Origin of the sequence: Streptomyces sp. NPDC050145 (genome assembly GCF_044460245.1) — a bacterium.
Classification (GTDB): domain Bacteria; phylum Actinomycetota; class Actinomycetes; order Streptomycetales; family Streptomycetaceae; genus Streptomyces.
The window spans coordinates 74,628-91,401 of record NZ_JBITJS010000018.1 but is presented as its reverse complement, the minus strand read 5'-3'; the positions used below and the strand labels follow the sequence as shown (position 1 = coordinate 91,401).

The window sequence follows — 16,774 nt, the reverse complement described above, 5'->3', positions numbered from 1 at the left end:
CCGAGCACGCTGAGAACCCCCTGGGCGAGGCCCAGGGGGTTCAGGTGACCTACCGCCGAGGCGGGGTCAGGAGAGCTTGAACGTCGACATCTGGTGGATGGCGCCGTCCAGGGAGAGCACGCCGCCGCCCAGCTGCTCCGCCGCCCGGTTGACACCGAAGTTGTCGAAGTTGAGCGAGACCATCTCGTCGGTGCCGTCGCCGTCGAGGTCGGCGGCGATGTAGTTGCGGCCGCCCATCAGGGAGGCGCTGCCGACGCTGGACTGGAAGGACCAGCCCGTGGTCAGGATCGAGGGGTCGTACGCGGCCAGGCCGCCCTCGACGCCACCGGCGAACAGCTTGCGCCCGCCCGGCCCGTTGATGAACCCGGCCGTGCGCAGCGGCGCGATCACCGAGGCGTAGGTGTCCTCCGTGCCGTTGCCCGCGTAACCCGTCATCGTGCCGAAGCTCATGTGGTAGAGCACGTTGTTCCGGTCGTCGGTGAAGTAGTTGCCGTGCGACCACGGGCTGCCGACGAGGTCCGTGTGGACCACCTCGCCGGTGCGCCCGTCGCGGATCTCGATCACGATGCGCGGCGAGGCGGTGGAGGCGTCACCGGCGACCGTCGGGTCGGCCTTGACGATCCAGGTGTAGACGACCGCGTGGCCGTCCGCGTACGGGATCTTCGACGAGGCGAAGACGCCGTTGTCGAGGACCGCGCCGTGCAGCTTGCCGTCGACGGCCTGGCTCGGGGCCTTCGGGTCGGCGGTCCACCGCACGGTGCCCTTGGCCGCGTCGAGCGCGACACCGTTGGTGACGGCGTCGGACTTGTTCATCGCGCCGAGGCTGCTGTACTGCGTGTAGACCTGCCCGCCGTCGACGACGGTGTCGGAGAAGACCACGTCACCGGCGCTCGACGGCGCGGAGTACGACCACAGCTGGGTGCCGCTCGCGTCGTACACGCGCAGGGCGTCGGTCGGCACGAGGACCTCGGCCTTGCCGTCGTCGTCGACGTCGGCGACGGTCACCGACCGCACGTACGCGCCCTTGCCGTCGATCGTCGACAGGACCTTGCCGGTCCTGCCGTCGAGCACCGCGGTGGCGTTGTCGGCGGCCACGGCGACGTCGGGCGTGCCGTCACCGTTCACGTCACCGGTCGCGATGTTGTGCACCTCGCCGGGGACGGTCGCCTGCCACAGCTTCTTCGGGGAGCCGTTCACCAGCGACGTGCCCGAGTACGCCCACACGCCGTGCGACGAGCCACCGACGACGACGTCCTTCTTGCCGTCGCCGTCGAAGTCGGCGGCCTTGCCCGTGTACAGGTCGCCCTGAAGCGGGGTGAGCCTCTTCTGGTCGCCGTTGCCGAGGCTGAACTCGCGGATGTTCTGCTGCTGGTCGACGGTGCGTACGTAGTCGCCGCCGCCGGAGGAGTAGATCTGCTGGTAGAACGGCGAGGAGTTGTAGCCGTTCTGGCGCCACTTGACCTTGCCGCCGCCGGTGAACGCCGTCAGCGAGCCGTAGCGCAGGCCGCCCACATTGAGTGCGGTGTCCTGGGCCTGGTCGTCGTTGCCGGTGGCGTACAGGACGCCGCCCTTGGTGGCGAGGGTCCAGGTGCTGGCAGCGTTGTGGCCGTTGTCGGTGGAACGCTTGGTGGTGTACGCCCACTTGACCGTCGAGCCGTCCGAGCCGTCGAGGACCCGGATCGTGCTGGAGGTGACGAAGTACGAGGCGTTGTACGCCGACTCGCCGACCGCGATCTCGTCGCCGCCACCCGACGCCGCGTCACCGACCGTGAGGGCGGTGGGCAGGACGTTGACGCGGGTGTCGAGCGTGGTCCGCCTGCCGTCGGCCAGGTCGTACGCGGCGACCTGGTACTCGATGGCGTCGGAGGGGTCCGCCTGCTCCAGGGCGACGACCCGGTTGCGGGAGGCGTCCAGGCGCAGTTGACGGCCGTACAGGGCGCTGTCCGTCTCCCACTTCACCGAGCCGTTGGCCGTGTCGAGGACGAGGGTGCGGCCGCGCGCGGCGTTCGAGCCGGTCTTGCGCAGGTCCCAGACCGCCGCGACCTTGCCGTCACCGACGGCCTCCAGAGCGCCCCAGTTGGCGCCCGCCGTCGACTTGGTGTCGTACGTCCACGTCGACGACGGGGTGAGCTTGCCGTCGGCGGAGGAGAACCGGATGCCGGTGAGGGTGGCCGTCTCCGTCGCGGGCGCGTACCCGTTCAGACGCGGCGAGTCGGCGATGAGCAGCGTGCCGTCGACGACCTTGACGTTGGTGGCGAACGCGTACAGCTTCGACCACACCATTTTGCCGGTCCTGCCGTCGAGGACCGACACGAAGGTGCCGCCCTTCAACGACGAGTCGGGCGTGGTGATCGCCCGGGGGTCGCCGAGGCCGACGGACGCGGAGAACACGATGTCCTTCGTGCCGTCACCGGTCAGGTCGGCGGTGTCGAAGCCCTGGTCCGAGTACGGCGAGGACGGGGAGACCGCGTTGTAGCCCATCACGATGCGCGCCGGGTACGGCTCGACGCGCCAGACCTGCGCCGGCTTGGCCTGCCAGTCCGTGTAGAACGAGGCGTTGGTGCGCGCCCAGGCGGTGGAGCCGTCGGCCTTGTGCAGCTGGACGCTGCCCAGGCTGTGCACCGTGAAGTAGCTGCCGTCGGACCCGGCCGGGACGGTGGCGGCGGTGCCGCGCGCGCCTTCCAGCGTGGACTTGTTGGTGAAGGTGACCGGGGCGGAGGTGTCCGTGGCGGCCTGGGCGGTGGAGTTCTCCGCGGAGTCGTCCTCCTTCGCCGAGTACGCGTTGTCGTCCCCGTACACATCGACGTTGACGTGGTCGGCGAGGGTCTTGGCCTGGCTCGCGCTCAGTGTCGTCGCCTCGGTCGAGGAGTCTGCGGCCAGCGCGTGCGGCGCCGCCGTCAGCGTCAGGCCCGCCGCGACCAGGGCGGAGGCGAGCGTGAGGGCCCGCCGGGAGTGGGTGGCTCTCATGATCACTTGGCTCCCTGCGTGATGCGGATCGCCGAACCGTTCGTCAGAACGGCCTGGTCGTACGAGTACTGGAGGGCGTCGTCGCCGGCCTGGTTCTCGATGCCGACGGTGGCCGAGGAACCGCTGCCCGGGACGGACTTGTACTGGAAGGTGATCGCGCCGGTGGCCTCGTCGAAGACGGCCTCGAAGGTGGCGCGGTCGGTGGAGCCCGCGAACAGGACGTTGTTCCAGACCACGGCGAACCTGCGGCTGCCGGTGGTGCCGGTGGTCGCCGTCTGCACGCTGGACTTCTTGTCGAGGGCCAGGTCGTCCCAGAGCGGGGCGACGATGCCGTTCGGCTGGGCCTCCGAGGGCAGCGCCTCGTTCTCGTAGTCACCGATGCGCGGCGACAGGAAGTTGATCAGTCCGTTCGTGGTGACCGCGGCGCTGGAGTACTTCACCCCGTAGAAGGAGACCGGGAAGGGCAGCGGGACCGTCTTGGCGTCCTCGTCGCCGCTCAGGGAGACCTTGTCGGCACCGGGGATCCAGGAGTAGGAGACCGGGGCGCAGGTGTGGCCGGCGGCGTCGGGGCGGGCCGGGAGCCGGGCGGTGCGGGTCTCGTCGCCGTCGACGGTCAGCGTGTCGGTGAAGACGCCGTTGCACAGCACCGGCTGGGCCGGCTTCACGTACAGCGCGTACGTGCCCTCGGCGACCTTCGGCAGGGTGAACGTGCCGTCGGCGCCGGAGGTGACCGGGGCGAGCGGCGAGCCGTTGACCTCGACGGTCGCGCCCTTGAGGGGCTTGCCGGTGGTGTCGAGGACGGTGCCGGTGACCGCGTGCGACGGGGCGGCGGTCAGCGCGACGTCCTGGGCGAGGGGCGAGCCGGTGCTCAGCTCCACGCCGGAGAGAGTCCTCGGCCGGAAGCCGTAGCCGGAGAGCGTGAAGTCGTACGTGCCCGGGGCGAGCGTCAGCCGGTAGGAGCCGTCGGAGCCGGTGGTGACCGTACGGGTGCCGGAGGCGGCGCTCGAGGTCCTGACGGTGATGTTGTTCAGCGCCTTGCCGGTGTCCTGGTCGGTGACCTTGCCGGACACGGTGACGGCGCTGTGCGAGGCGGCGTCGACGGAGGCGAGGATGTCGAGCTTGCCCTCGCCCCAGACGTTGTTCATGCCGGCGGTGCCGCCGCAGTGCGTGTCGTCGACGTCACGGGCGCCCTGGTCGAGCAGCGCGCGGGTCTCGTCGATCCTGCCGATCAGCGACGGGTCGGCCGCCCAGAGCAGGGCCACCGCGCCCGCGACGTGCGGGGTCGCCATCGACGTGCCGTTGATGGTGTTGTACGAGGAACCCGGCCACGCCGAGGTGACGTTCACGCCGGGCGCCGAGATGTCGGGCTTGGCCGAGCCGTCCACCGGGGAGGGGCCGAAGCCGGAGAACTTGGCGATCGTGCCCGTCGAGTCGTAGGCGCCGACGCCGTACGACGTGTCCTGGGCACCCGGGGCGCGCGTGGTGGAGCAGGTCTTGCCGTCACCGTCGTTGCCCGCGGCGAACGCCTCGAAGATGCCCGCGGAGTTCCACGCCTCGACGACGTCCTTGTAGAACGTCGTCACGCCGCCGCCCCACGAGTTGTTGACGATGTTCGGGGCGAGGTCCGGGCGCGGGTTCAGCCCGTTGTGGTCGGTCGGGGCGAGGATCCACTGGCCGGCCGCGAGCAGGTTCTCGTCCGAGCAGGAGTCCGTCTCGCAGCCCTTGGCGGCGATCCACTTGGCGTTCGGCGCGACACCGATGCCGTTCTTGCCGACCATCGTGCCCATGGTGTGGGTGCCGTGGCCCGCGTTGTCGCACGGGGTGGTGCTGGTGGCGCACTCGCCCGACGGGTCGTAGAAGTTGTAGTCGTTCGTGAACGTGCCGTCGCCGTCGTTGCCGCGATAGTTGTCCACGAGGTCCGGGTGGTCGTACTGCACACCGGAGTCGACGCTGGCGACGACGATGCCCTCGCCGCGGTCCTGGTACCGGTCCCAGACCTGGTCGGCCTTGATGTCGGAGACGCCCCAGGTCGGCGAGGCGTCGCTGACCGTGCCGCCGTCGGCGGCGGTGCGCGCGCCGGTGACCTCGGCGTCGGACGTCTCGATGTCGTCGAGCTTGTAGGTGCGCGCCTTGACGAGCCTCTTCACGTCGGAGCGCCGTGCGAGCTCGTCGACGAGCTTCTGGTCGCCGGTGACCTGGACGGCGTTGGCGATCCAGTAGTCCTTGTGCCCGACCTTCTCCCGGTCGAGGAAGGAGGCGAGCGACTTCTGACTGTCCTCGGCGGTCGTCCTGAGCGCCTTGTACGCGGCCGCGGCGGCCTTCGCGTGCGTGGACTGCTTCTTGGCGGTCGCCAGATCGGCCTGGTCCTCGAGGACGACGAAGAACTTCGCTTCGCCGCCCTTGGCCACAGCGCTGGTCAGCGCCGAGTCGATCTCGGCGGTGTGCGCCGCGGACGGGGTGCCGGCGGCGACGGCCGGCAGGGTGCCGGTGACGAGTGCGGTCGCGGTCAGCGCGGCCGCCGCCCATGGGGCGGATCTGCGCCGGGGCGGTCTGGGCAGGTGCATCGGGGGCACTCCTCCAGGAACGGAAGCGGGGGAGTGCGCACGCTAGGAAGCGGCCGTTACTGGGGAATTACCGGCCGCGTGACCGGGGTCTCCGGCCAGTCTCCGGGCCGTCCCTGGCGCCCGAAAACTAACACCGCTAGTTTGGGGCGCAGGACGACCGGAACGACCAGAACGACACACGCGGTACCGGGAGGAGAGCCATGAAGGCCCACGAGGGGATGTACATCGACGGCGCGTGGCGGGAGGCGGCGAGCGGCGAGACGATCGCGGTCGTCAACCCGGCCGACGAGCAGGTCATCGGCCAGGTCCCGGCCGGCACCGCGCAGGACGTCGACACGGCGGTCCGCGCGGCCCGCGCCGCGCTCCCGGGCTGGGCCGCGACCCCGCCCGCCGAGCGCGCGGCCCGCATCGCCGCCCTGCGCGACGTGCTCGTGGCCCGCAAGGACGAGATCGCCGAGACGGTCACCGCCGAGCTCGGCGCACCCCTGGCGTTCTCGCAGGCGGTGCACGCGGGCGTCCCGATCCTGGTCGCGGGTTCGTACGCCGAGCTCGCCGCCACGTACGCCTTCGAGGAGAAGATCGGCAACTCCACGGTGTACGCCGAGCCGATCGGTGTCGTCGGCGCGATCACGCCCTGGAACTACCCGCTCCACCAGATCGTCGCGAAGGTCGCCCCGGCGCTCGCCGCCGGCTGCACGGTCGTGCTCAAGCCGGCCGAGGACACCCCGCTGACCGCCCAGCTGTTCGCGGAGGCGGTGCACGAGGCGGGCGTACCGGCGGGCGTGTTCAACCTGGTCACCGGCCTCGGCCCGGTCGCGGGCCAGGCGCTCGCCGAGCACCCGGACGTGGACCTGGTCTCCTTCACCGGCTCCACCGCCGTCGGCCGGCAGATCGGCGCGACCGCGGGCGCCGCCGTCAAGCGCGTCGCCCTCGAACTCGGTGGCAAGTCCGCGAACGTGATCCTGCCCTCCGCCGACCTCGCCAAGGCCGTGGGCGTCGGCGTCGCCAACGTCATGGGCAACTCCGGCCAGACCTGCAGCGCCTGGACCCGGATGCTCGTCCACACCGACCGGTACGAGGAGGCCGTCGAGCTCGCCGCGGCCGCCGCCGCCAAGTACGGCGACCGCATCGGCCCGCTCGTCAACGCCAAGCAGCAGGCCCGCGTGCGCGGCTACATCGAGAAGGGCGTCGCCGAGGGCGCGCGCCTCGTCGCGGGCGGCCCGGACACCGAGCGCGAACGCGGCTTCTTCGTCGAGCCGACCGTCTTCGCGGACGTCACCCCCGAGATGACGATCGCCCAGGAGGAGATCTTCGGCCCCGTCGTCTCGATCGTCCGCTACGAGGACGAGGACGACGCCCTGCGCATCGCCAACGGCACCGTCTACGGCCTCGCCGGCGCCGTCTGGGCCGGCGACGAGGCGGAGGCCGTGGCGTTCGCCCGCCGGATGGACACCGGCCAGGTCGACATCAACGGCGGCCGCTTCAACCCGCTCGCCCCGTTCGGCGGTTACAAGCAGTCCGGCGTCGGCCGCGAGCTCGGCCCGCACGGCCTCGGCGAGTACCTCCAGACCAAGTCCCTCCAGTTCTAGCCCCAGGAGCCGCACGCATCATGGTCCGCGCCGCTGTACTGCCCGCCGTCGGCTCCCCGCTGGAGATCACCGACATCGACCTGCCCGCACCCGGACCGGGACAGGTCCGCGTCCGGCTGGCCGCCGCCGGGGTCTGCCACTCCGACCTGTCCCTGACCAACGGCACGATGCGCGTGCCGGTCCCCGCCGTCCTCGGCCACGAGGGCGCCGGCACCGTCGTCTCCGTCGGCGAGGGCGTCACCCACGTCGCCCCCGGCGACGGCGTCGTCCTCAACTGGGCGCCCTCGTGCGGCCGCTGCCACGCCTGTTCCCTCGGCGAGGTGTGGCTCTGCGCCGACGCGCTGACCGGCGCGGGCGACGTGTACGCGAAGCGGTCGTCCGACGGCAGCGACCTGCACCCCGGCCTGAACGTCGCCGCGTTCGCCGAGGAGACCGTCGTCGCCGCCCGCTGCGTCCTGCCCGTCCCCGACGGCGTCCCGCTCACCGACGCCGCCCTGCTCGGCTGCGCCGTCCTCACCGGCTACGGCGCCGTCCACCACGCCGCCCGCGTCCGCGAGGGCGAGACCGTCGCGGTGTACGGCGTCGGCGGCGTCGGCCTCGCCACGCTCCAGGCGGCGCGCATCGCGGGCGCCGCGAAGATCGTCGCGGTCGACGTCTCCCCGGAGAAGGAGGAGCTGGCCCGCCGCGCCGGTGCCACGGACTACGTGGTCGCCTCCGAGAACACGGCCCGCGAGATCCGCGCCCTCACCGGCAAGCAGGGCGTCGACGTGGCCGTGGAGTGCGTGGGCCGCGCCGTGACCATCCGTACGGCCTGGGAGTCGACGCGGCGCGGCGGCCGCACCGTCGTCGTCGGCATCGGCGGCAAGGACCAGCAGGTCACCTTCAACGCCCTGGAGCTCTTCCACTGGGGCCGCACCCTGTCCGGCTGCGTCTACGGCAACTCCGACCCGGCCGTGGACCTGCCCGTCCTCGCCGCGCACGTGCGCGCGGGCCGCCTCGACCTGAGCGCGCTGGTCACGGAGCGGATCGCGCTGGACGGGATCCCGGCGGCGTTCGACAACATGCTGGCCGGCAAGGGAGGCCGGGCCCTGGTGGTGTTCTGACCCGGACGAGTACGGCGGAAGCACCCCTGGGCGGCGTCGGGAAATTCGGCGCCGCCCAACCCGTTGACGCCATACCAGCCGGTCGGTACGGTCCCCGGAACGCGGCGCCGCGAACCCGTCCCCCGAACATCCCCGGAGTGTGCCCGCATGGCCTCAGCCCCCTCCGCCCGCCCCGGCACCACCCACCCCACGACGGACGAGGAGAGCCGCAACCGCCAGCGGCGCAGGGTCGCCACCGCGGCCGCCCTCGCCTCCGCCGTCGAGTGGTACGACTACTTCGTCTTCGGCATCGCCGCCGCCCTCGTCCTCGGCGACCTGTACTTCCCCTCCGGCAGCCCCACCGCCGGCGTACTGGCCTCCTTCGCGACGTTCGCGGTCGGCTTCCTCGCCCGCCCCGTCGGCGGCATCATCGCCGGCCACTTCGGCGACAAGCGCGGCCGCAAGCCCATGCTGGTCCTCGCCCTGACGCTGATGGGCCTCTCCACGACCTGCATCGGCCTGCTCCCCACGTACGACACCGTCGGCGTCGCCGCACCGATCCTGCTGGTCCTGCTGCGCGTCGTGCAGGGCATCGCGGTCGGCGCGCAGTGGGGCGGCGCCATGCTCATGGCCACCGAGTACGCCCCCGAGAACAAGCGCGGGCTGTACGGCAGCCTCGTCCAGCTCGGCGTGCCCATCGGCGTGATCACCGCCAACACCGTGTTCCTCGTCGCGGGCGCCGTCACCTCCGACGCCGCGTTCGCCGCGTGGGGCTGGCGCGTGCCGTTCCTGGTGGGCCTGCTGGTCCTCGCGCTCGCCTTCTACATCCACACCCGGGTCGAGGAGACCCCCGAGTTCAAGGAGGCGGAGCGCAAGCTCGCCGAGGGCGAGAAGGCGAAGGCATCGGCGCAGTCCCCGCTGCGTACGGTGCTGCGCCGGCACCTCGGCACCGTGTTCCTCGCGGGCGGTTCGTTCGCCGTGAACACGGCGACGTTCTACATCCTGATCACCGGGGTGCTCGACTACACGACCCGCGAGCTGGGCATGAAGCGCGAGGCCGTCCTCACGGTCTCGCTCTGCGTCAGCCTCACCCAGCTCGTCCTGATCCCCGCCGCGGCGGCCCTGTCCGACCGGATCGGCCGCATCCGCATCTACGCCCTCGGCGCGGCCGGACTCGCGGTGTGGGCGGTGCCCATGTTCCTGCTGATCGACACCGGCTCACTGCTCTGGCTCGCGGTCGGCACCTTCGTCACGAGCTGCTTCCTCAGCATCATGTACGGGCCCCAGGCCGCCCTGTTCGCCGAGCTGTTCACCCCCGAGATGCGCTACACCGGCGCCTCGCTGGGCTACCAGATCGCGGCGGTGCTCGGCGGCGGCCTGGCACCGTTCGTGATGGTGCTGCTCCTGGAGGCGAGCGGGACCTCGCTCGCGGTGTCCGCCTACATCATCGGGCTCGCCGTGATCGCCCTGGCGTCCATCAAGGTCCTCGCGGGCCGGGCGGCGGACCGCTCCTGACCCGCCCTCACCTCACGGCTGTGGATCCGGGTCCGCCTGCGCCGGGGCGGGCCCGGATCCGCGCTCCGTCAGCTTCGGGAAGGAGCGTGCCGCGGCCAGGAACGCCAGCGTCACCAGCACGAACGGCCAGGTCAGCGCGTGCCCGCCGGCCGGAGCGGTGAGCGCCCCGAGCGCCGGGGCGAACGCGGTCGAGGCGGCGGCACCCGCCAGCGCGTAGACCAGGGTCCGCGGCCCGAACTCCAGGAACACCCCGCCGAGCGCGAGCGCCACCAGGATCGCGTTGTACCCGGACGTGCCCTCGGCGAGCCGCTCGGCGGGCGTGCCCAGCAGCCCCGCCGTCACCATGCCCACGAGATTGCCGAGCGCGGCGACCCCGGCCACCCGCGGCCCCGCGGCGAGCAGCCCCGCGAACACGAACGCCCCCACGTACCACTGCGGCATCAGGAAGATCTGGCCGAAACCCGCAAGGAACCCCTGCGCCAGCTCGGCGGGGCCCGGACCCTGCGCGCCGAGCTCCACCGGGCCCGGCAGCGCGGCGAGCCCGCCCCCCGTCCACACCCGGGGGAACGCGGGCGCGGCCAGCGCCACCGCGCTCGCCACCGCGCAGAACGGCAGGGTCAGCGCGGGCAGCCCGAACGTGTCGAGGGCCCGCCCCGCCGCGGCGGTCACCACGGTCACGACGGCGCACCCGAGCAGCGCGACCAGCACGGTCGCCGGACGCTCCGGGCGCAGGAACACGGCACAGCTCACGCCCACCAGGCAGGAGTTGAAGCCCTCGAGCCCCTGGGTGACCCGCTCCCGCTCCACCCCGAGCAGGGCGGCGATCCCCGTCCCGACGACCGCGCCGCCGAGCCCGTACAGCCCGTACTCCCACCCGGCGGCGAACAGCGCGACGACGAACAGGGCGCCGGTCAGCGCGCGCGGTACGAAGGTCACCTGACCCAGTCCCCGCAGCACCCGCAGTGCGAACTGCATGCAATCCGAAGTCCAACTACGCCCCGATTCGGGGTGAATTGCGGCGTCCACCACGCCTGCCATGTGCCGCTCCCGCGTGACGACCATGTTGCCCAAGTCCGGGCGGAGGGACTGTACAGCTACTTCTGGGACGTGGCGGGCGCGGGGGCCGATTTCACCGCGTTCCGGGGCCGCGATCGCGCCACCGCCACCCCGGCCAGGCACAGCACCCCGCCGCCGAGCGTCACCGGGCCCGGCACCTCGTCGAGCGCGGCCCACGACATCAGCACCACGAGAGCGGGCACCGCGTACGTCGTCGCGCCCATCCGGCTCGCGGTCGTGCGGGCCAGCGCGTACGCCCAGGTCGTGAAGGCCAGCGCGGTCGGGAACACGCCCAGGTACAGCATCCCGAGCGTGGCCTCGGCGGGCGCGCGGGCCGCGTCGTGCACCAGCTGCCCGGTGAACGGCAGGCAGGCCACCGCCCCGATCAGACAGCCGAACGTCGTCACCTGCAACGCGCTCGCGTGGGCGAGAGCGGGCTTCTGCGCGACGACGCCGCAGGCGTAACCGACGGCCGCGATCAGGCACAGGCCGACCCCGAGCACGGAGGCGCGGCCCTCGCCGGACAGGGAGAGGCCGACGTCCACGGCGCCCGCGAACGACACCGCCATGCCCGCGAGCAGCCGGGGCGGCAGCGGGTCGCCGAGGAACCGGGCGGAGAGCAGCGCCACGAGGATCGGGCCGATGTTCACGACGAGCGCCGCCGTGCCCGCGTCCACCTGCTGCTCGCCCCAGTTGAGGACGACCATGTACACCCCGAACCAGAGCACGCCCGACACGGCGATCCCCGGCCAGGCGCTCCGCGGGGGCAGGCCCTCGCGCCGGGCCGCGCAGATCACCCCGAGCACGAGGGCGCCCGCCAGCAGCCGCCCCAGGGCGAGGGCGCCGGGGGAGTAGTGGGCACCGGCGCTCCGGATGGCGACAAAGGCGGAGGCCCACAGGGTGACAGTGACCGCGGCTGCCGCCGGCCCGGATCGCAGGGTTCTCATGGTGGGGTGGCTCCTTTGTTCGTGGGTGGTTGGTGAGGGTGGGCGAGCGCGGGCCGTGTGTGCCTGGTCGCGCAGTTCCCCGCGCCCCTGAGGTGCGCACTTCGTGCGCGATCTCATCGGGCGCTTGCTCATCGGGCGCTTGCTCATCGGGGAAATGCGACCCGAAGGGTCTGCATTTCAGGGGCGCGGGGAACTGCGCGACCAGCCCCCACCGGCCCGCAGACGAAGGACGAGCGTCAGTCCGGCGCGGGAAGGCCGAGTTCGGTGCGGAGCGTACGGATCCCGGCCCCGGTGAGCCGAACGGCCCGCCCCGAACCAATTCGCTCGGCCCAGCCGGAGGCAAGCACGTGCGAGCAGAGCGCCGCACCCGCCGCCCCCGCGAGATGAGGCCGCCGCTCGGTCCAGTCCAGACACCCCCGTACGAGAGGCCGCCGCCCGCCCCCTTCCCCGAGTGCGATGCCCAGCGACCGGAACCACGCGAACCCCGCCTCCGTCAGCGAGAACCCGGAGTCGACCCGCAGCAGCCCGCGCCCGGCCATCGCCTCGGTCACCGCGACCCCGAGCCGCCCCGCGAGATGGTCGTAACAGGTCCGCCCGCGCGCCAGCGCGTCCCGCAGGGAGGCGGCCCGCAGCGTCCGGTCCCGCGAGGAGCCCCCGCCCGGCGCCGCGTACCCGGCGAGGCTCTCGACCAGCTCGGCGACCCGCGCGTCGGCGAGCCGCACGTACCGGTGCCGGCCCTGACGCTCCTCGGCGAGCAGCCCGCCCGCGACGAGCCGGCCGAGGTGCTCGCTCGCGGTGGACGGGGCGACGCCCGCGTGCCGCGCGAGCTCGCCCGCCGTCCAGGCCCGCCCGTCGAGCAGCGCGAGCAGACACGAGGCCCGCGTCTCGTCGGCGAACAGCGCGGCGAGCGCCGCGAGTCGAGGGGCGCCGGGTTCCTGGGAAGCAGCCATGACCCCAGGATGGGCCCGCGACGGTTCGGCCGTCGCCGCAATATCAGGGAGTGGCCGCCGTCAGCTGCGCGTACTGCACGGCGAGACCGTCGAGCAGCGCCGCGAGCCCCGTCTCGAAGGCCCGCTCGTCGACCTGTTCCTGCCGCTCCGCGAGCAGATGGGCCTGGCCGAGGTGCGGGTAGTCGGCCGGGTCGTACGCCGCCTCGTCGTCGACGAAGCCGCCCGCGAACGAGCCGAGCGCCGAGCCCATCACGAAGTACCGCATCAGGGCGCCGATGGAGGTGGCCTGCGCGGGCGGCCACCCGGCGTCGACCATCGCGCCGAACACCGCGTCGGCGAGCCGGAGTCCGGCCGGACGGCGGCCGGGGCCCTGCGCCATCACCGGGACGATGTTCGGATGCTCGCGCAGCGCGGCCCGGTAGGAGACGGCCCAGTCGTGCAGCGCCGTCCGCCAGTCCCGCTCGTCCTCGGGGTCGAACATCGACAGGTCGACCTGCACGCTCACCGAGTCGGCGACGGCCCCGAGGATCTGGTCCTTCGTGCGGAAGTGGTTGTAGAGCGACGGGCCGCTCACCCCGAGCTCGGCGGCGAGCCGGCGGGTCGAGACGGCGGCGAGGCCCTCGGCGTCGACGAGGGCGCGGGCCGCGTCGACGATGCGGTCGGTGCTCAGCAGGGGCTTGCGCGGTCGGGCCATGCGGCACATAGTAGGGCTGACAGCGAAAAACTAGCAGTGCTAATTTATTGGTGCTCGCGCACACCTGGGAGTCGGGCCGTGGATCTGGAGCTGAGCGAGGAGCAGGCGGCCGTACGCCGGCTCGCCAAGGATTTCGTCGACCGCGAGATCGCGCCGAACGTCGTGGCCTGGGACCGCGCCGAGGAGGTCGACCGCGGCATCGTCAAGAAGCTCGGCGAGGTCGGCTTCCTGGGCCTGACCATCGACGAGGAGTACGGCGGCTCGGGCGGCGACCACCTCGCGTACTGCCTGGTCACGGAGGAGCTCGGGCGCGGTGACTCCTCGGTGCGCGGCATCGTCTCGGTCTCCCTGGGCCTGGTCTCCAAGACGCTCCAGTCCTACGGCACCGAGGAGCAGAAGCGGGCCTGGCTGCCCCGGCTCACCGCGGGCGAGGCCCTCGGCTGCTTCGGCCTCACCGAGCCCGGCACCGGCTCCGACGCGGGGAACCTGACGACGCGGGCCGTGCGCGACGGCGACGACTACGTGATCAACGGCTCCAAGATGTTCATCACGAACGGCACCTGGGCCGATGTCGTCCTGCTCTTCGCCCGCTCCACCGACGCCCCCGGACACAAGGGCGTCAGCGCCTTCCTGGTCCCCACCGACACCCCCGGCCTGACCCGCCGCACCATCCACGGCAAGCTCGGCCTGCGCGGCCAGGCCACCGCCGAACTGGTCCTGGAGGACGTCCGCGTCCCCGCCACCGCGCTGCTCGGCCAGGAGGGCAAGGGCTTCTCGATCGCCATGTCCGCGCTCGCCAAGGGCCGCATGTCGGTGGCCGCAGGCTGCGTCGGCATCGCCCAGGCGGCCCTCGACGCCGCCGTCGGATACGCGGGCGAGCGCGAGCAGTTCGGCAAGTCCATCGCCTCGTACCAGCTGGTGCAGGAGCTGATCAGCGACATCGCGGTCGACGTCGACGCGGCCCGGCTGCTCACCTGGCGCGTGGCCGATCTCATCGACCGCGGCGAGGAGTTCGCGACCGCCGCCTCGAAGGCGAAGCTCTACGCCTCCGAGGCCGCCGTGCGCTGCGCCAACAACGCCCTCCAGGTCTTCGGCGGCTACGGCTACATCGACGAGTACCCGGTCGGCAAGCTGCTCCGCGACGCCCGCGTCATGACCCTGTACGAGGGCACCAGCCAGATCCAGAAGCTCATCATCGGCCGCGCACTCACGGGGGTCTCCGCGTTCTGAGCGCACCTGAGTACGTACCTAGGTAGCGGAGCGGATGTGACGGCAGCCACATCCGCCCGAAGCTGTCCCGCATGAGTGAGACAACGGTCAAGCAGCGCAACACCACCGCCTACTACGGCCAGGCCGTCGCGTCCTTCGGCGTCGCGCTCGGGGCGACCGGCATCGGCATCTACAGCCTCGACGCGAGCGGCTGGGTGCGGGCCTTCCTGGCCATCGCCGTCCTGTACCTCACGACCTCGGCGTTCACCCTGGCCAAGGTCGTCCGGGACCGGCAGGAGGCCGACCAGCTGGTCAGCCGGGTCGACCAGGCCCGCCTCGACAAGATCCTCGCCGAGCACGACCCGTTCAAGCCGGTCGTCTGAGCCGGACCCCGCGCGGCCTAAGCGCTCGCTCACCATGCCAGGTATGGTGAGCCCCCACACCCCACGGGAGGAGCGAGCGCAGCGATGACGCACGACGAGCGGGCCGACACCCAGGCCGCGGACGGGATGCCGTGGGGCGAGGTCACCCCGGACGCGGCGCGGCGACTCCTGGTCGCCGCCGTCGAGGCCTTCGCGGAGCGCGGCTACCACGCCACGACGACCCGCGACATCGCGAGCCGCGCCGGCATGAGCCCGGCCGCGCTCTACATCCACTACAAGACCAAGGAGGAGCTCCTCCTCCGCATCAGCCGGATCGGCCACGAGAAGGCGCTCGAGGTGCTGCGCTCCGCCGCCGACGCGGACGGCACCGCCGCCGACCGGCTCGCCGAGGCCGTGCGCTCCTTCGTGCGCTGGCACGCCGCGCACCACATGACGGCCCGCGTCGTCCAGTACGAGCTGGACTCGCTCGGCGAGGAGCACCGGCCGGAGATCGTGGACCTGCGCCGGCGCAGCGACGCCACGGTGCGCGAGATCATCGCGGACGGCGTGGCCTCCGGCGAGTTCGACGTCCCGGACGTGTCCGGCACGACCGTCGCGATCCTCTCGCTGTGCATCGACGTGGCCCGCTGGTTCAACGAGCAGGGGCGGCGCACCCCCGACGAGGTCGGCGCGCTCTACGCCGACCTCGTGCTCAGGATGGTGGGGGCCGCCCCGCGCTAGGGCCGCCCCGTGTCAGGACCGCCCCGTGTCAGGGCCGCCCCGCGTCAGGACCGCTCAGAGGTAGTAGCGCGACACCGACTCGGCGACGCACACCGGCTTGTCGCCGCCCTCGCGCTCCACGCTGAAGGCCACCGAGACCTGGACGCCGCCCGCCACGTCCTCCACGTTCGTGATCGTCGCGCTCGCGCGCAGCCGCGAGCCGACCGGGACCGGGGCGGGGAAGCGCACCTTGTTCGTCCCGTAGTTGACGCCCATCTTCATGCCCTCGACGGTGATCAGCTGCGGGCCGAACAGCGGCAGCAGCGACAGGGTCAGATACCCGTGGGCGATGGTCGTGCCGAACGGGCCGTCCTTGGCGCGCTCCGGGTCGACGTGGATCCACTGGTGGTCACCCGTGGCCTCCGCGAACAGGTTGATCCGCTCCTGCGTGATCTCGGCCCAGTCGCTGTACCCGAGCTGCTCGCCCACGGCGCCCTTCAGCTCGTCGACACTCTTGAAAACCCGCGGCTCCGCCATGTTCAGTGGCCTCCGTGTCCGTATGTCTAAGCGCTTGCTCAGTCTTCTCGGCATGCTAACAACGTCCACGGCCGAGGACTAGGCTCGGGCGGGTGCCTCAGATTCCGGAGAAGATCCACGAGCTCACCGTCGGCCAGCTCTCGGCCCGCAGCGGCGCCGCCGTGTCCGCCCTGCACTTCTACGAGTCCAAGGGCCTGATCAGTAGCCGCCGCACCTCCGGCAACCAGCGCCGCTACTGCCGCGACACCCTGCGCCGCGTCGCCTTCATCCGGGCCGCCCAGCGCGTCGGCATCCCGCTCGCCACGATCCGCGACGCCCTCGCCGAGCTCCCCGAGGAGCGCACCCCGACCAAGGAGGACTGGGCGCGCCTCTCGGAGACCTGGCGGGCCGAGCTCGACGAGCGGCTCAAGCAGCTCAGCCGCCTGCGCGACCATCTGACCGACTGCATCGGCTGCGGCTGTCTCTCCCTGGACACCTGCGTCCTGTCCAACCCCGACGACGTCTTCGGCGACCGCCTCACCGGCTCCCGGCTGCTCGGCGAACGCCGCGTGTCCTGAGCCGCACCCGGTAGCCGCACCCGGC

Annotated in this window: 14 protein-coding genes; 7 read left to right on the top strand and 7 right to left on the bottom strand. The window is 72.3% G+C overall.

The window, feature by feature from the left end; all coding sequences use genetic code 11:
• Positions 1-66 precede the first annotated feature (66 nt).
• Both ACIBTU_RS31025 and ACIBTU_RS31020 read right to left on the bottom strand, forming a co-directional pair.
• A complete protein-coding gene (locus ACIBTU_RS31025) occupies positions 67-2,967 on the bottom strand; it encodes an FG-GAP repeat domain-containing protein (RefSeq protein ID WP_399129941.1) in 2,901 nt (966 codons plus the stop codon).
• A 2-nt stretch (positions 2,968-2,969) separates the two neighbouring features.
• Positions 2,970-5,531: a S8 family serine peptidase gene (locus tag ACIBTU_RS31020; protein ID WP_399129939.1), complete on the bottom strand. Its 2,562-nt coding sequence runs from the start codon at positions 5,529-5,531 to the stop codon at positions 2,970-2,972.
• Positions 5,532-5,731: 200 nt separating this feature from the next.
• On the opposite strand from ACIBTU_RS31020, the gene ACIBTU_RS31015 reads away from it, so the two are divergent.
• The 3 genes from ACIBTU_RS31015 (at position 5,732) to ACIBTU_RS31005 (ending at position 9,717) form a co-directional block, all read left to right on the top strand.
• The gene (locus tag ACIBTU_RS31015; protein ID WP_399129938.1) at positions 5,732-7,120 is read left to right on the top strand and encodes an aldehyde dehydrogenase family protein; all 1,389 of its coding nucleotides are present in this window, start codon (positions 5,732-5,734) and stop codon (positions 7,118-7,120) included.
• Between the two features lie 20 nt (positions 7,121-7,140).
• Positions 7,141-8,223: a Zn-dependent alcohol dehydrogenase gene (locus ACIBTU_RS31010; protein ID WP_399129936.1), complete on the top strand. Its 1,083-nt coding sequence runs from the start codon at positions 7,141-7,143 to the stop codon at positions 8,221-8,223.
• 147 nt (positions 8,224-8,370) lie between these two features.
• Positions 8,371-9,717, top strand: coding sequence for an MFS transporter (locus ACIBTU_RS31005; RefSeq protein WP_399129935.1), 1,347 nt, complete (start codon positions 8,371-8,373; stop codon positions 9,715-9,717).
• A 12-nt stretch (positions 9,718-9,729) separates the two neighbouring features.
• On the opposite strand, the gene ACIBTU_RS31000 is transcribed toward ACIBTU_RS31005, so the two are convergent.
• The 4 genes from ACIBTU_RS31000 to ACIBTU_RS30985 form a co-directional block, all read right to left on the bottom strand.
• Entirely contained in the window at positions 9,730-10,692 is a 963-nt protein-coding gene (locus tag ACIBTU_RS31000; RefSeq protein WP_399129934.1) for an urea transporter, read from the bottom strand.
• 119 nt (positions 10,693-10,811) lie between these two features.
• Positions 10,812-11,720, bottom strand: a complete 909-nt coding sequence (locus tag ACIBTU_RS30995) for a DMT family transporter (protein ID WP_399129932.1) — start codon at positions 11,718-11,720, stop codon at positions 10,812-10,814.
• Positions 11,721-11,956: 236 nt separating this feature from the next.
• The gene (locus tag ACIBTU_RS30990; protein WP_399129930.1) at positions 11,957-12,670 is read right to left on the bottom strand and encodes an ArsR/SmtB family transcription factor; all 714 of its coding nucleotides are present in this window, start codon (positions 12,668-12,670) and stop codon (positions 11,957-11,959) included.
• 43 nt (positions 12,671-12,713) lie between these two features.
• Complete coding sequence (locus ACIBTU_RS30985; RefSeq protein WP_399129928.1) at positions 12,714-13,364, bottom strand: TetR/AcrR family transcriptional regulator; 651 nt, start codon at positions 13,362-13,364, stop codon at positions 12,714-12,716.
• Between the two features lie 78 nt (positions 13,365-13,442).
• On the opposite strand from ACIBTU_RS30985, the gene ACIBTU_RS30980 reads away from it, so the two are divergent.
• The 3 genes from ACIBTU_RS30980 to ACIBTU_RS30970 all read left to right on the top strand — a co-directional run bounded on the left by ACIBTU_RS30980 (position 13,443) and on the right by ACIBTU_RS30970 (position 15,676).
• Positions 13,443-14,594 carry an acyl-CoA dehydrogenase family protein gene (locus tag ACIBTU_RS30980; RefSeq protein WP_399129927.1) on the top strand — a complete coding sequence of 384 codons (1,152 nt, stop codon included), beginning with the start codon at positions 13,443-13,445 and terminating at the stop codon, positions 14,592-14,594.
• 71 nt (positions 14,595-14,665) lie between these two features.
• Positions 14,666-14,956, top strand: coding sequence for a YiaA/YiaB family inner membrane protein (locus ACIBTU_RS30975; RefSeq protein WP_399129925.1), 291 nt, complete (start codon positions 14,666-14,668; stop codon positions 14,954-14,956).
• An 84-nt stretch (positions 14,957-15,040) separates the two neighbouring features.
• On the top strand, positions 15,041-15,676 hold the full coding sequence (locus tag ACIBTU_RS30970) for a TetR/AcrR family transcriptional regulator (protein WP_399129924.1): 636 nt from the start codon (positions 15,041-15,043) through the stop codon (positions 15,674-15,676).
• A gap of 54 nt (positions 15,677-15,730) precedes the next feature.
• Here the strand turns inward: ACIBTU_RS30970 and ACIBTU_RS30965 are convergent, their stop codons facing one another.
• Positions 15,731-16,192, bottom strand: coding sequence for a MaoC family dehydratase (locus tag ACIBTU_RS30965; protein WP_399129922.1), 462 nt, complete (start codon positions 16,190-16,192; stop codon positions 15,731-15,733).
• A 92-nt stretch (positions 16,193-16,284) separates the two neighbouring features.
• Here ACIBTU_RS30965 and soxR point away from each other — a divergent pair, with 92 nt between their 5' ends.
• Positions 16,285-16,749: a redox-sensitive transcriptional activator SoxR gene (gene soxR, locus ACIBTU_RS30960; protein WP_399129920.1), complete on the top strand. Its 465-nt coding sequence runs from the start codon at positions 16,285-16,287 to the stop codon at positions 16,747-16,749.
• Positions 16,750-16,774 lie beyond the last annotated feature (25 nt).

What these genes read in the sequence shown, in the direction of transcription:
- ACIBTU_RS30975 (WP_399129925.1), top strand. Translation starts at nt 14,666, where the DNA reads ATGAGTGAGACAACGGTCAAGCAGCGCAACACCACCGCCTACTACGGC.
- ACIBTU_RS31005 (WP_399129935.1), top strand. Translation starts at nt 8,371, where the DNA reads ATGGCCTCAGCCCCCTCCGCCCGCCCCGGCACCACCCACCCCACGACG.
- ACIBTU_RS30970 (WP_399129924.1), top strand. Translation starts at nt 15,041, where the DNA reads ATGACGCACGACGAGCGGGCCGACACCCAGGCCGCGGACGGGATGCCG.
- ACIBTU_RS31025 (WP_399129941.1), bottom strand. Translation starts at nt 2,967, where the DNA reads ATGAGAGCCACCCACTCCCGGCGGGCCCTCACGCTCGCCTCCGCCCTG.
- ACIBTU_RS30985 (WP_399129928.1), bottom strand. Translation starts at nt 13,364, where the DNA reads ATGGCCCGACCGCGCAAGCCCCTGCTGAGCACCGACCGCATCGTCGAC.
- ACIBTU_RS30965 (WP_399129922.1), bottom strand. Translation starts at nt 16,192, where the DNA reads ATGGCGGAGCCGCGGGTTTTCAAGAGTGTCGACGAGCTGAAGGGCGCC.
- ACIBTU_RS31010 (WP_399129936.1), top strand. Translation starts at nt 7,141, where the DNA reads ATGGTCCGCGCCGCTGTACTGCCCGCCGTCGGCTCCCCGCTGGAGATC.
- ACIBTU_RS31000 (WP_399129934.1), bottom strand. Translation starts at nt 10,692, where the DNA reads ATGCAGTTCGCACTGCGGGTGCTGCGGGGACTGGGTCAGGTGACCTTC.
- ACIBTU_RS30995 (WP_399129932.1), bottom strand. Translation starts at nt 11,720, where the DNA reads ATGAGAACCCTGCGATCCGGGCCGGCGGCAGCCGCGGTCACTGTCACC.
- ACIBTU_RS31015 (WP_399129938.1), top strand. Translation starts at nt 5,732, where the DNA reads ATGAAGGCCCACGAGGGGATGTACATCGACGGCGCGTGGCGGGAGGCG.
- ACIBTU_RS31020 (WP_399129939.1), bottom strand. Translation starts at nt 5,531, where the DNA reads ATGCACCTGCCCAGACCGCCCCGGCGCAGATCCGCCCCATGGGCGGCG.
- ACIBTU_RS30990 (WP_399129930.1), bottom strand. Translation starts at nt 12,670, where the DNA reads ATGGCTGCTTCCCAGGAACCCGGCGCCCCTCGACTCGCGGCGCTCGCC.